Here is a 13,835-nt window from a genome sequence, read left to right as displayed (position 1 = left end):
GCAATGGTTTACCTACACACCCCGCCCCATCATCCGATCCAGCTGGCGATAGCCGATCGCTTCCATCAGGGCACCCTTCTCGACCTTCTCTTCCCCGTTTAAATCCGCGATGGTTCGCGCGACCTTGAGCACGCGGTGATAGGCCCGCGCCGAGAGATTGAGCCGCGCCAGCACGCTGGAAAGCCAGGCGCGTTCGTCATCGCCCAGCGCACAGGCGGTTTCCAGTTCGCTGGTGGAGAGATGGGCGTTGAGCCCGCCGCGGGCGTATTGCACCTTTCGCGCCGCCATCACGCGTTCGCGCACGGTCGCGGAGTTCTCGCCCTGCGTGTTGGCGGTGAGCTGCTCGGCGGGCAGCGCCGGCACTTCGATCTGTAGATCGATACGATCGAGCAGTGGGCCGGAGAGGCGAGCCTGATAGCGCTGGATCTGGTTGGGGGTGCAGCTGCACTGTTGGCGTGGATCACCCAGATGTCCGCAGGGGCACGGATTCATGGCAGCCACGAGCTGGAAGTATGTCAAGAAATGATGAACAACATGTACGCTTGGTCATAGGGATAAAAGAGGATGAATGCTCACCCTCTATCTTCCCCGCATCAAAGGTTACTTTTTCTTCTCTGCTTCTTTCCTGACTGTACCGATCAGCTTGTCGGAACGGGTATCGCGCCCGTTTTCGTTCCTGATTGAGCCAGGCGGCAATCCCCTCGACTTTTCAAAGCTACCGACTGTGCAATCGCTGCGAGTCTTACGAACCATGACACCTCCCTCATGACGTTGAAAAAAGTCATATCGGCAAGCATTCAAAAAACCTGATACTTTCCCTAAAAACACCTGAAACGCTGTCGACATAGCCATTGACAGGATGGTGGGGGTGAACCTATCGACGCTGTTCCTTGAAGAATTCCTTCCTCACCGATACCCGGTCACGTTCCCCCGTGCCGGTTTTTTGTTTTTTGAGAGACCGTAGATTTTAAAGGCAGGACGTATTAAATTAGCGCAAATTGAAGTTAAAACTACTTGTGCTAGAAAGATGGGAGATCGAAATGGCAGCCAAAGTCCATTCTATGAACCTAAAAGAGATAGTCGATCTTAAAGAAAGAGAGCTAAGCGAAAAAAACGAGGATACCCATAAACTCTATCTAACCTTACAATCAATCCAGCACCGCACCAACTATTGCGAATACCACTATTCAGAAATAGAAGAAGTTACAAATAAAAAAACTTTGCTTATAGACCGATTATCTACCCCTAAAAGCGATGAAATACTTATAAGAACGATATACGAAGCAAACACTTTTGCTTTTATACAAAACCTTCATGCACTAATAGACTCCCTTCCTTATGCATTAAACATTTTCATCACGGTTTGTGTAAAAACTGAAGCACCTTGGATAGGTTGGAAAAAAAATTCCTTTCCAAGTATAAAGAATATCCTTTCAATGTCTCTTTGATGGCTATACATGAAGATGAAACTTTTGCAAAGCTTAAATCATTGAACAACAGAATAAAGCATAAACATATAGTAAGAATAAAAAACAACTCGAAAACCTTGCTCTTTGATAGCTTCACTTATGAATATGGTAAGCAGTCAAAAAGCGTGCTGAATGAGAATGTAAAAACATTCCTTGAAGACTGCTATAATCATCTTTTGCCGAAATTTATAGGATTCTGGAATGAAGTTAGAGATTACAAAAGGACAGAGCTTGAAAAAAGAATCTGATTCAGGAAGGATGAATAAACATGGGGGAGGCGAGTAACAATGACTAATATCTTGCTAGCCGCAATTACATTAATATCGGGCTTATATGTCTACCACAAACAACAATATTGGAATAAAAAGCATGACCATTACCAAGAGATAATGAATTCTTACGGCATAGTAATAACCAACTGCTCCAAGTTAATCTCAGAATTAGAGGAAGCAGACAGAAGACAAGATTACAAGAATTTTGAATATGGGAAAATTTTTACTATAGGCAACGAAGCTTACAACATCAACAACAGAATGATAATGTCCCAAGTATTTATAAGTGAGGAGGCAGTAGTAATCATAAACTCATTGAACGAATTTATTATCAGTACATGCGAGCAGCTAGACATGCATTTGGATGAAAATGCTACAGACCCTGACGATGTAATAGGCTTTATGTCTACAGCCGCCGGAAAAATTTTAAAGCAAACCAAAAACAGAACTGACGACTTAAAAGTCATCACTAAACGTGACTTATCATTTAAGACAATGCTTCCCATAAAACAATAAACATTCATAGCCACTTTTAAGCTCTATTATGTCAATTCCGTTTACATTGTTGGCTTTCATCTTCTCTCGATCCTTCTCAGAACTTTATGACGGCACTTCGTACAAGAACAGTTTTTAATAAAAGATCGTTATACGTTCCCCCGCCCCATCATCCGATCCAGCTGGCGATAGCCGATCGCCTCCATCAGCGCGCCCTTCTCGACCGTTTCCTCACCGTTTAAATCCGCGATGGTTCGCGCGACCTTGAGCACGCGGTGATAGGCCCGCGCCGAGAGATTGAGCCGCGCCAGCACGCCGGAAAGCCAGGCGCGTTCGTCATCGCCCAGCGCACAGGCGGTTTCCAGTTCGCTGGTGGAGAGATGGGCGTTGAGCCCGCCGCGGGCGTATTGCACCTTTCGCGCGGCCATTACGCGCTCGCGCAAGGTCGCGGAATCCTCGCCCTGCGTGTTGGCGGTGAGCTGCTCGGCGGGCAGTGCGGGCACTTCGATCTGTAGATCGATGCGATCAAGCAGCGGCCCCGAAAGGCGCGCCTGATAGCGCTGAATCTGGTTGGGGGTGCAGCTGCACTGCTGGCGCGGGTCGCCCAGATGCCCGCAGGGGCACGGGTTCATGGCGGCCACGAGCTGAAAGCGGGCCGGGTACTCGCGCTGCTGGCTGGCACGGGCGATGTGAACGCGACCGGACTCCAGCGGTTCGCGCATGGCTTCCAGCACCTTGCGATCAAACTCCGGCAGCTCATCGAGAAAGAGCACGCCCTGATGGGCCAGCGAGATTTCGCCGGGGCGGGGCCTTGAGCCGCCACCCACCAGCGCGGCAGGACTGGCGCCGTGATGCGGGGCGCGAAACGGGCGCTGGCCCCAGCGCTCGAGAATATCGAGCCCGCAGACCGAGCGGATCGCCGCGACCTCCAGGCATTCGCTGTCGGTCAGCGGCGGCAGGATGCCGGCCAGCCGGCTTGCCAGCATGGTCTTGCCGGTGCCGGGCGGGCCGGCAAACAGCAGGTTATGGCCACCGGCCGCGGCGACTTCCAGTGCCCGGCGCGCCTGATGCTGGCCGCGCACGTCACACAGGTCCGCCGCGGCAAGCGTTGCGGCCGGCGGCGCGTCCAGCTGGTGCGGGGCGATGCGCTGCTCGCCGGTGAGATGGGCCACCACCTCCAGCAGATTGGAGACCGGCAGCACCTCCAGATTACCGGCAAGTGCGGCTTCATCAGCGTTGGCGGTGGGTAGCAGCAGCTGCCGCCCGGTCTCGGCTACCGCCAGCGCGGCCGGCAGGACCCCGGTCACGGCGCGCAGCTGGCCATCGAGGGCCAGTTCGCCCACGCACTCCAGCTTGCCGACCGCTTCCTGCGGAATCTGGCCCGAGGCGACCAGAATGCCCAGCGCAATCGGCAGGTCGAAGCGCCCGCCCTCCTTGGGCAGATCGGCCGGGGCCAGATTCAGCGTGATACGCTTGGCGGGAAACTCGAAGCCGGCGTTGATCAGCGCGCTGCGCACCCGTTCGCGACTCTCCTTCACTGCGGCTTCCGGCAGCCCCACGATGGCCAGCCCCGGCAGGCCGTTGGAGAGATGCACCTCGACGGCAACTTCAGGGGCCGCCAGCCCAACGCTGGCACGGGTGGGGATGATGGCAAGCATGCAGGGCTCCGGGCAGGAAAATCGACACGCCGCCGCCCGCGGCGTGCATTAGATATTCCTTTAGAATCGGCCGTGCCCGGGCGTGACTTTAATCAGGAGGCGGCGGTCTCTGTCGCCTCGTGCTCGCCCCAGCGACGCTGCTTGCTGGTCTGGCCGATGCCGGGGTTGAAGCAGTTACACGGATCAAGCTGCTGATAAAATTCCCGCAGGGCCGGTTTGGCCTTATAGAGATGGCCCACGTTATGTTCGGCCGGGTATTCGGCGCCACGGGCGTCCAGCAGCTCCCACATGCGGTGCTCAAGCGCCAGGCAGTCGGTGCCCTTTCTGACGATGTAGTCCTGATGCATCACGTGGCAGAAGAAATGGCCGTAGTAGAGCTTGTGGATCATTGGCGCATCCACGTCATCCGGCAGGACTTCCAGCCAGTCCCGCTCATTGCGCTTTAACGCTACATCGAGGGCGACGATGTCCTCGACCTCATCATCATGGATGATGCGATAGCGCCCGGCCGCCCCAGCCGCGGCAAAGCGGTGCAGAAAGGCCTTTTTGCCCTCCTCATCGCTGCACTCGAAGTACTCGCCTTCGCGTGTGGCGAAGTGTTCATCGAGCAGCGCGCGGGTGCGTGCCACGTTCTCCTCGCCGACCTTGAGCAGCAGATGGTGCTCGAAGCGATCCCTATACTCGTTCATGCGTGATGGCAGGTGATCAGGGAAGAGCCGACCGAGCTTTTGCAGCACGCGGTCGGTGACGTAGTCGGGCATAAAGCGCAGCCGATTGCAGAAGTCATCAATGCGGTTCTTGCGATCCCACAGCGCCGGCAGGCGATGGGTGCCCAGGTACTGAATGGTGAGGAAAGTGTCCTTGCCGTAGTCCCTGGCGATGTCATAGGCGTCGCGATGCATGTACTCGCCGGCGATCGGCAGCGTCTCGAAATCAGACAATATCTGCCGGCGCAGGTCGGTCAGCTCCGAGGGTTCGTTGGTGCCGATATAAAAGACCTTCGGGTTTTTCTCCTGTTCGAAGGTGTCCAGGCGCAGAGCGAATACCATCAGCCGCCCGGCCGAGCCTGCCGCCTCATGCAGACGGCGCGGGTCGGCATTAAAGCGCGCCGGGGTGTCGGCGTCGATATCTCGCACATGCTGGTGGTAGTCCGGGTCAGAGGCTGACGCCTCGCTCTTGTCGACATCGGCAGCGCGGTAGTCACCGCGCTGCAGGCGCTCAAGCACGGTATCGGGGTCATCGCCGAGTCGCACGCCCAGATGGTTGACCAGTTCCAGTTCGCCCGAGTCGTTCATGCGCGCGTAGAGCGCCATCTCGGTATAGGCCGGTCCGCGCTTGATCAGGGAGCCGCCGGAATTGTTACACACGCCGCCAAACACCGAGGCGCCGATACACGATGAGCCGATCACCGAGTGCGGCTCGCGCCCCATGGGGGCCAGTGTCTTTTCGAGCTGATCCAGCGTGGCGCCGGGCAGACAGATGACCTGACGCCCCTCGTCGATGGGCTGGATGATGTTCATGCGCAGCGTGCTGACAATCACGATCTCGCGGTCGTAGTCATCGCCATCCGGAGTCGAGCCGCCGGTCAGACCGGTATTGGCCGCCTGGGTGATGACAATGCGATCACTTTCCATGCACGCCTTCAGTACCTGCCACTGCTCCAGCAGCGTGCCCGGGCGCACCACCGCCAGCGCCCGGCCGGTGCCAAAGCGAAAGCCGGTGCGATAGCGTCGGGTACTGACCTCGTCACTGAGCACGAAATCCCGCCCCACGATCGTTTCAAGCCGATGGACAAATGCCCCGCGCTCGGGGCTGTCGGCGGACTGCATTTCAAGGGTCTGGTACCAGGTCGTCATGACAATCACTCTCCGCAATATCACCCCGTCGAAGCGGCCACCGGCCGCCCCACGGGACTGAATCATCAACGTGTTTCCGGCAGGCCGGCCACCGCACGCCATGAGCCGGGTCTCGACGCACCAGGTTATCGATTGATCGAACAAGGGCGAGAACATCGGACAACAGGATGGGCTGGCCTGTCATGCGGGTGTCGGCGCTACATCAGACGATCATTGTGAAAGCGATATCATCCCATTGCCAGTTGCTGATGCAGGGCACGCGGCGCCGATCCGCCACGATGGATCAGCGCCCCGAGGAAGGGATCGGTTCTCGGGACGCCTGCGCGCCCCAGTGGCGCTGCTTGCTGGTCTGGCCGATGCCGGGGTTGAAGCAGTTGCATGGGTCAAGCTGCTGATAGAACTCGCGCAGCGCCGGCTTGGCCTTATAGAGGTGCCCCACGTTGTGCTCGGCCGGGTATTCGGCGCCGCGCGCATCCAGCAGTGCCCACATGCGGTGTTCGAGCGCCTGACAGTCGGTGCCCTTTTTGACGATGTAGTCCTGATGCATGACGTGGCAGAAGAAGTGGCCGCAGTAGAGCTTGTGGCTCAACTGGGCGTCCACGTCCTCGGGCAGCGTCTCGAACCAGTCGCGCTCATTGCGCTTGAGCGCCACATCGAGGGCGACGATGTCCTCGACCTCGTCCTCGTGCAGAAGGCGATACCGCATGGAGGCGCCGGCGGCAACAAAGCGGTGCAGAAAGGCCTTCTGGCCCTCCTCGTCGCTGCACTCGAAGTACTCGCCCTCGCACGTGGCGAAGTACTCTTCGAGCAGCGTCCGGGCATGTGCCACGTTCTCCTCGCCCACCTTGATCATCAGATGGTGCTCGAAACGGTCACGGTAGTCGTTCATCCGTTTGGGCAGATGGTCGGGCAACAGCCGGCCCAGCCCCTGCAGCAGACGGTCGGAGGTGTAGGTGGGCAGAAAGCCCAGCCGGTCACAGAGGTCATCCACCCGGTTCTTGCGATCCCACAGCGCCGGCAGCCGATGGGAGCCCAGATGGTGGATGGTGAGGAAGGTGTCCTTGCCGTAGCGTTTGGCCATGTCGAAGGCGCCGCGATGCATGTACTCGCCGGCGATCGGCAGCGTCTCGAACTCGGTCAGAATCCGCCGGCGCAGGTCGGTCAGCTCGGCGGCCTCATTGGTGCCGATGTAGAACACCCTCGGATTGTTCTCCTGCTCGAAGGTGTCCAGCCGCAGGGCGAACACCATCAGCCGGCCGGCGGAGCCTGAGGCTTCATACAGCCGGTCCGGATTGGCGTTGAAGCGCGCCGGGGTCTCGGCATCGACATCGCGCACGTGCCGGTCGTAGTCCGGGTCCGAGCCGGCCGCTCCGGTGTGGTCGATCTCGGCGTCACTGTAATCGCCGCGCTGCAGCCGCTCGAGAATGGCGTCGGGGTCATCACCCAGCCGCACGCCCAGATGATTGACCAGCTCGAGCTCGCCGGCGTCGTTCATGCGCGCATAGAGTGCCATCTCGGTATAGGCCGGGCCGCGCTTGATCAGCGAGCCGCCGGAGTTGTTGCACACGCCACCGAACACCGAGGCGCCGATGCAGGAGGAGCCGATCAACGAGTGCGGCTCACGCCCCATCGGGGCCAGCGCCTTCTCCAGCTGATCCAGCGTGGCGCCGGGCAGGCAGATCACCTGGCGGCCCTCGTCGACCGGCCGGATGATGTTCAAACGCATCGTGCTGACAATCACGATCTCGCGGTCGTAGTCATCGCCATCCGGGGTCGAGCCGCCGGTCAGACCGGTATTGGCCGCCTGGGTGATGACGATGCGATCGGTGGCCATGCAGGCCTTCAGCACCTGCCACTGCTCGACCAGGGTGCCCGGGCGCACCACGGCCAGTGCCCGACCGCCACCGCTGCGAAAGCCGGTGCGATAGCGCCTCGTGCTGATGTCGTCACCGAGGACAAAGTCCCGGCCCACGATGGTTTCAAGCCGGGCGATAAAATCCTCGCGCTCGGGCGTGTCCGCGGGCTGCATCTCCAGGGTCTGGCGCCAGGTCGTCATGCCGTTCAATCTCCACAATATCGCCGCGCAGCGGCCATCGGCCGCCACGCGGGGTTGAAATTCCCGGGGTGTTTCCGGCAGGTCGGTAGCCACACGTCCGGGATCGACGGTCGATTCGCTCGGCGGTGGGACCATCGGGTGGCGGGGCGGGCCCATCCTCGGTGGTCAAGGGCCTTGATTCAAGCCCGGCCCGGTTCGGCCCGGCGCACGATCCCGGGCACGCGGCGCGGTTGAGTCGAGCCTGAAGGGGCTGCTTCACATCCTTTTATCGCAGTGTTATAAAAAGAACCTCATGGAACATAGTTAAACCGTGGTTAAAAACGGCTTTCAGGGAGAGGGACCATGATCAGTCGCAGTCTTCGGCGCCGGAGTCGGCTTGCGGTAATCGGTGCACTCCTGAGCACCCTGCTGCTGGCACTGCCGGCCACGGCCGGGGAGAAATTCAAGGCCGTCACCACCTTTACGGTGATTGCCGACATGGCGCAGAACGTGGCAGGCGATGCGGCGACCGTAACCTCCATCACCCGTCCCGGCGCCGAGATTCACGACTACTCGCCCACCCCGGGCGATATCAGGCGCGCCCAGGGGGCGGATCTGGTCATCTGGAACGGCCTGGACCTGGAGCGCTGGTTCAGGCGCTTCTTTCAGCATCTGGATGACGTGCCCGGCGTAGTGGCCTCCGAGGGCATCGAGCCGATCGGCATTACCGCCGGGCCCTACGACGGCACGCCCAACCCACACGCCTGGATGTCGCCGCGAAATGCCCTGATCTACGTTGACAACATTCGCGACGCCTTCATCGAGCACGATCCTGACAACGCCGACGTCTACCGCGACAACGCTGAGCGCTACAAGGCACAGATCGAAGCCGAGATCGCGCCGATTCGCGAGTCGCTGGCCGCCATTCCCGACGATCGCCGCTGGCTGGTTACCAGCGAAGGCGCCTTCTCCTATCTGGCCCGGGACTTCGACCTGAGGGAACTCTATCTGTGGCCGATCAATGCCGACCAGCAAGGTACGCCGCGTCAGGTACGCCACGTCATCGACACCGTCCGCGAGCATGACATCCCGGCCGTGTTCAGCGAGAGCACCGTCTCCGACAAGCCGGCGCGTCAGGTCGCCCGCGAGACCGGTGCTCACTATGGCGGGGAACTGTATGTGGACTCCCTGAGCGGCCCGGACGGCCCGGTGCCCACCTATCTCGACCTGATCAGGGTGACCGCCGGCACCATCGCCGAGGGGCTCGCAGAAGGAGTCAGGCAATGACGACCAGCGACGCGCCAGCGCATGACCCTCACCGTGACCGGGAAAGCGGGATCACCGTGACCGCTGCCACGGTGACCTATCGCAACGGCCACACCGCCCTGCGCGATGCCACCTTTGACACGCCCACCGGCACCATCACGGCGCTAGTGGGCGTCAACGGGTCGGGCAAGTCGACGCTGTTCAAGGCGCTCATGGGCTTTGTGCGCCTGGCGCGGGGCGATATCCGCATTCTGGGCCTGCCGGTCAACACCGCGCTCAAGCGCCATCTGGTGGCCTATGTGCCCCAGTCCGAGGAGGTCGACTGGAACTTTCCGGTGCTGGTCGAGGACGTGGTGATGATGGGCCGCTACGGCCACATGGGCATCTTGCGCCGCCCCCGCCGGCAGGACCATGAGGCGGTCGATGCGGCACTGTCGCGCGTCAACATGAGCGAGTTTCGCAAGCGCCAGATCGGTGAACTCTCCGGCGGCCAGCGCAAGCGCATCTTTCTCGCCCGCGCGCTGGCGCAGGACAGCCGCGTCATCCTGCTCGACGAGCCCTTTACCGGCGTGGACATCAAGACCGAGGAGCAGATCATCGCGCTGCTGCGCGAACTGCGCGACGAGGGCCGGGTCATGCTGGTATCGACCCACAATCTGGGCTCGGTCCCCGAGTTCTGCGATCGCACCGTGCTGATCAAGGGCACCGTACTGGCCAGCGGCCCCACCGAAGACGTGTTTACCCGCACGCACCTGGAGCAGGCCTTCGGCGGCGTGCTGCGCCATGTCATGTTCGAGCCGCCCGCCGGGAAAGGCGCGGCAGTCGAGGACACCCCGGTCGCCGTCAGTGACGCCGGAGAGCGGTGATGCTGGAGCTGCTGCTGGAACCCTTCGCCTACGGCTACATGCGCAACGCCATGTGGGTCTCGGCGCTGGTGGGCGGCGTGTGCGCCTTTCTCTCCTGCTATCTGATGCTCAAGGGCTGGTCGCTGATCGGCGATGCGCTGTCGCACTCCATCGTGCCGGGGGTGGCCGGCGCCTACATGCTGGGCCTGCCCTTCTCGCTGGGCGCCTTTTTCTCCGGCGCGCTGGCCTCGGCCGTGATGCTTTTTCTCAATCAGCGCAGCAAGCTGAAAGAGGATGTGATCATCGGGCTGATCTTTACCAGCTTTTTCGGCCTGGGGCTTTTCATGGTGTCGCTGTCGCCGGCCTCGGTGAACATTCAGTCCATCGTGCTGGGCAACGTGCTGGCCATCACGCCCGCCGACACGCTGCAGCTGGTGATCATCGGCGTCGTGTCGCTGGCGGTGTTGATCGTCAAGTGGAAGGATCTGATGGTGACCTTTTTTGACGAGCACCACGCCCGCTCCATCGGGCTCAACCCCACGGCGCTCAAGATTTTGTTTTTCACCCTGCTGTCGGCCTCGACGGTGGCGGCGCTGCAGACCGTGGGCGCCTTTCTGGTGATCTGCATGGTGGTAACCCCGGGCGCCACCGCCTACCTGCTCTCTGATCGTTTCCCGAGGCTTTTGATGCTGGCCGTGGCGATCGGCTCGCTGACCAGCCTTGTGGGCGCCTACATCAGCTATTTCCTGGACGGCGCCACCGGCGGCGTGATCGTGGTGCTGCAGACGCTGATCTTTCTGATCGCGTTTTTGCTGGCGCCAAAGCACGGCATGCTGGCGGCGCGCCGGCGCGCCGCCCGGGCACTGCAACCGGACGGTAACGCCGAGGCCCGGGAGGACACCGCATGAGCGTCACCGACTGGCTGCTGTTTCCCTTTCAGTTCGACTTCATGATCAACGCCATGGTCATCGCGGTGCTGGTGGCCGTGCCCATGGCGCTTTTGTCGTGCTTTCTGGTTCTCAAGGGCTGGGCGCTGATGGGCGATGCGATCTCGCACGCGGTCTTCCCCGGCGTGGTGATCTCCCATGTCATCGGCATTCCCTTCGCCGTGGGCGCCTTCAGCGCCGGCATGCTCTTTGCCGTCGCCGCCGGCTTTCTCAAGGAGAACAGCCGCATCAAGCAGGACACGGTCATGGGCATCGTCTATTCGGGCATGTTCGGGCTGGGGCTGGTGCTCTATCTGAAGATCGACTCTTCGCTGCATCTCGACCATATCCTGTTCGGCGACATTCTCGGCACCACATCCCGGGACATGATCGAATCCGCCCTGATTGCGCTGGTGACCACCGGCGTTATCGCCCTCAAGTGGAAGGATCTGCTGCTGCACGCCTTTGATCCGGCCCAGGCGCGCGCCGCCGGGTTGCGTACCGGCTGGCTGCACTACGGTTTGCTGTGTCTGATCTCTCTGACCATCGTGGGGGCACTGAAGGCGGCGGGGATTATTCTGGCCATCGCGCTTCTGATCGCACCGGGGGCGGTCGCCTTTCTGCTGACCCGACGCTTTGCCGCCATGCTGCTGCTCGCCGTGGCGCTGTCGGTGGTCATTGCCTTTCTCGGCGTCTATCTGTCGTTTTTTATCGACAGCGCGCCGGCGCCCACCATCGTATTGCTTTACACGCTCGTGTTCATCGTGGCCTTTGTCTACGTCAGCCGTCAGACCGCACGCCGCGAAACGCAGACCGGGGCGTGATACCGCTCTCTGATGCAAGACCCGAGGCAGGTCCCGGGCAGCGCCTCACATCTCCCCGCGCAGCGTAATGCGAGTAATCTCGGAAGGCTTGCCCAGGCGCAGGGCAAAGCCCATCCACAGCGCCGTGCCGTTGCTGACGTAAAGCGTCATGCCGTCCACGTCATAGCGCCCCGACACGAAGCCTTCGTTGGCGCGCGCCACGATCCGATCCATGCCGACAATCATGCCGCCGTGCGTATGCCCGGAGAGCTGCAGGGCCACGCCTTCGCGCGCCGCTTCCCGGGCGTTTTTGGGCTGGTGATCGAGCAAAATGATCGGCACGTCCCCGGGCACGCCCTCGACGGCGGCCGCCACATCCGGGCCCGGCAGGCCGCGGCTGGTACCGGCCGGGTCATTGACGCCGGCCACGGCCAGCCGCGCGCCGTCGCGCTCGATGAGAGCATGGGCGTTGGAGAGCCGGGTCATGCCCAGCGAGACGTAGTGCTGCATCCACTGCTCGTAGCCGAAATAGTATTCGTGGTTGCCGGGACTGACGAAGACCCCGTCGCGGGCCTGCAGCCCGGCCAGCGGCGCCACATCAACGCGGCGGTTGTCCAGGGTGCCGTCCATCAGATCCCCGCTGATCAGGATGGCGTCGGCGTCCAGCGTATTGGTGCGCTCGACTACCGCCCGGGCCCAGGACTCGGGGAACAGTCCGCTGATGTGCAGATCGGTGAGCTGCACGATCCGGTAGCCCTCGAAGGCCGGCGCCAGCCCGGGGATCGTCACTTCGATATCCTTGACCGGCGGCACGCGGGTGGCCTGCTGCACGCCCAGGATGCCCAGCCCCAGTGCCACGGCCGCCAACACGTAGCGCACCGTATCCGGTGCGGCCAGGCGCTGCTGTTTGACCAGCATGGTGATGAGCATGACCAGGTCCAGCAGCAGCTGAAAGACCGCCAGCAAAATCAGCGCCCCGAACAGGACGTTCAGCACCATCGACAGGGGCCGGGGCACCTCGGGCGAGAAGATCGAGCCGGTGACCCAGCGGCTGATCAGATGCTGTTCGGCCACGGCCAGCAGTACCAGCGCCAGCGCCAGCTTGATCCAGAGGGGCGCCGTCAGCGGCGCCAGACAGCGAAGAACGACAATACACCAGGGCAGAGCAGTCATCAGGTGGAGCATGGGTCACGACTCTTGTAATCGGCTACGGCCCCGAAAGGATAGCGGACGAACGAACCGCGCATCATCCAGAAGTCGCATACTACTGTCCTGACGCGATAAGGCTGGGCCAGGCCAGCGCCGCCGACGCCCGGCAGCACTGCGGTGATCGCCGCCGGCCGGGTTACGCGCGGGCAGCCACAATGCGTCGATAAAAGGCAATACAGACCACAGCCACTATCCCCGGCTCCCCGGCACCAGTACCGACAGGCGGGCCGTTTCGCAGGAGTATCGCCGTCATCACTGGCGCGCACCGTGACGGTGCCCGGAAAACTTTTCAGGCCTTGAGACATGTCGTAAGGAGGGGGTCACTTCATTGGCAGGGCCTGCGCCGAGCCCCGACGGTCATGTGAGGCCGTGACCAATGCATCGCGCCATCGCATGACACAACAGCACCGCCCGGGGGCGGTGCTGGCAAACCGGGCTTATCGAGCGTTATCAGTCCGCCGTGCCCTGACCGCTCTGGTCGTCGGCACCGGAGGCGCGCTTGCCGCTGCCGCGGGTGGTCTTGCCGGTCGATTTTGACGCCGCAGCGCCGGCGGTCGTCTTGCCGGCGGCGCTTGTCGGCGCATCATCGCTGTCGGCGGCCTTGTCGGTCGAATCGACTGCGGCAGCCGGCGCGTCGTGTTCACCGGCCAGACGCTCGGCTTCGGCGGCCGTATTGGCACCGCCGGGGGCAGCCGCGGCACTCATCTCGGAGGGCGTGGCGCCGGCAGTGGACTGACCATCACGCTCGTCGAGCGCGGCTTCCAGTCGGGCCACCTGCTTTTCAAGATCCTCCACGCGCGAGCGGGTGCGCTGCAGCACCTCCATCATGACATCGAAATCCTCGCGCGAGACCAGTTCCATGCGATCGAAGGCGCTGCGCATGGCGCTTTGTACCGTGCGCTGGATCTCTTCAGGCCCGCGGGAGACGTCCTGCAGCCGCTCGCCCACCTGCTGCGCCATGCGTCCAAAAATATCGTGCTTTGCCATGTCTGCCCTTCCTT

General features: G+C 61.3%; 11 protein-coding genes and 1 pseudogene. 6 read left to right on the top strand and 6 right to left on the bottom strand.

Features of this window, described 5'->3' with window-relative positions; all coding sequences use genetic code 11:
* Positions 1–12 precede the first annotated feature (12 nt).
* Positions 13–510, bottom strand: a pseudogene (locus tag M1D97_RS01445) (magnesium chelatase subunit ChlI family protein); the annotation flags it as partial.
* 530 nt (positions 511–1,040) lie between these two features.
* On the opposite strand from M1D97_RS01445, the gene M1D97_RS01440 reads away from it, so the two are divergent.
* Complete coding sequence (locus M1D97_RS01440) at positions 1,041–1,448, top strand: hypothetical protein (RefSeq protein ID WP_456268965.1); 408 nt, start codon at positions 1,041–1,043, stop codon at positions 1,446–1,448.
* Positions 1,449–1,756: 308 nt separating this feature from the next.
* A complete protein-coding gene (locus tag M1D97_RS01435; RefSeq protein WP_456268964.1) occupies positions 1,757–2,257 on the top strand; it encodes a hypothetical protein in 501 nt (166 codons plus the stop codon).
* A gap of 128 nt (positions 2,258–2,385) precedes the next feature.
* On the opposite strand, the gene M1D97_RS01430 is transcribed toward M1D97_RS01435, so the two are convergent.
* The 3 genes from M1D97_RS01430 to dld (M1D97_RS01420) form a co-directional block, all read right to left on the bottom strand.
* Positions 2,386–3,894 (bottom strand): YifB family Mg chelatase-like AAA ATPase, encoded by a 1,509-nt coding sequence (locus M1D97_RS01430; RefSeq protein WP_456268963.1) that lies wholly within the window; start codon positions 3,892–3,894, stop codon positions 2,386–2,388.
* A 92-nt stretch (positions 3,895–3,986) separates the two neighbouring features.
* The gene (gene dld, locus M1D97_RS01425) at positions 3,987–5,750 is read right to left on the bottom strand and encodes a D-lactate dehydrogenase (RefSeq protein WP_456268962.1); all 1,764 of its coding nucleotides are present in this window, start codon (positions 5,748–5,750) and stop codon (positions 3,987–3,989) included.
* A gap of 283 nt (positions 5,751–6,033) precedes the next feature.
* Positions 6,034–7,806: a D-lactate dehydrogenase gene (gene dld, locus M1D97_RS01420; RefSeq protein ID WP_456268961.1), complete on the bottom strand. Its 1,773-nt coding sequence runs from the start codon at positions 7,804–7,806 to the stop codon at positions 6,034–6,036.
* Positions 7,807–8,148: 342 nt separating this feature from the next.
* Between dld (M1D97_RS01420) and M1D97_RS01415 the strand changes: the two genes are divergently transcribed.
* Genes M1D97_RS01415 through M1D97_RS01400 form a run of 4 tightly spaced genes read left to right on the top strand, consistent with a single transcriptional unit; the run spans position 8,149 to position 11,646 of the window.
* Positions 8,149–9,072 carry a metal ABC transporter substrate-binding protein gene (locus M1D97_RS01415; RefSeq protein WP_456268960.1) on the top strand — a complete coding sequence of 308 codons (924 nt, stop codon included), beginning with the start codon at positions 8,149–8,151 and terminating at the stop codon, positions 9,070–9,072.
* Complete coding sequence (locus M1D97_RS01410) at positions 9,069–9,917, top strand: manganese/iron ABC transporter ATP-binding protein (protein ID WP_456268959.1); 849 nt, start codon at positions 9,069–9,071, stop codon at positions 9,915–9,917. Before M1D97_RS01415 ends, M1D97_RS01410 begins: the two co-directional genes overlap by 4 nt.
* Entirely contained in the window at positions 9,917–10,804 is an 888-nt protein-coding gene (locus tag M1D97_RS01405) for a metal ABC transporter permease (protein ID WP_456268958.1), read from the top strand. Before M1D97_RS01410 ends, M1D97_RS01405 begins: the two co-directional genes overlap by 1 nt.
* On the top strand, positions 10,801–11,646 hold the full coding sequence (locus M1D97_RS01400) for a metal ABC transporter permease (RefSeq protein ID WP_456268957.1): 846 nt from the start codon (positions 10,801–10,803) through the stop codon (positions 11,644–11,646). The genes M1D97_RS01405 and M1D97_RS01400 overlap by 4 nt, the downstream gene beginning before the upstream one ends.
* Before the next feature lie 45 nt (positions 11,647–11,691).
* On the opposite strand, the gene M1D97_RS01395 is transcribed toward M1D97_RS01400, so the two are convergent.
* Positions 11,692–12,810 (bottom strand): metallophosphoesterase, encoded by a 1,119-nt coding sequence (locus tag M1D97_RS01395; RefSeq protein ID WP_456268956.1) that lies wholly within the window; start codon positions 12,808–12,810, stop codon positions 11,692–11,694.
* Positions 12,811–13,284: 474 nt separating this feature from the next.
* A complete protein-coding gene (locus tag M1D97_RS01390) occupies positions 13,285–13,821 on the bottom strand; it encodes an accessory factor UbiK family protein (protein ID WP_456268955.1) in 537 nt (178 codons plus the stop codon).
* Positions 13,822–13,835 lie beyond the last annotated feature (14 nt).

The organism is Kushneria sp. AK178, from assembly GCF_053903105.1.
Note: the sequence above shows the minus strand (reverse complement) of the source record. Positions and strands in the feature narration are given on the sequence as shown.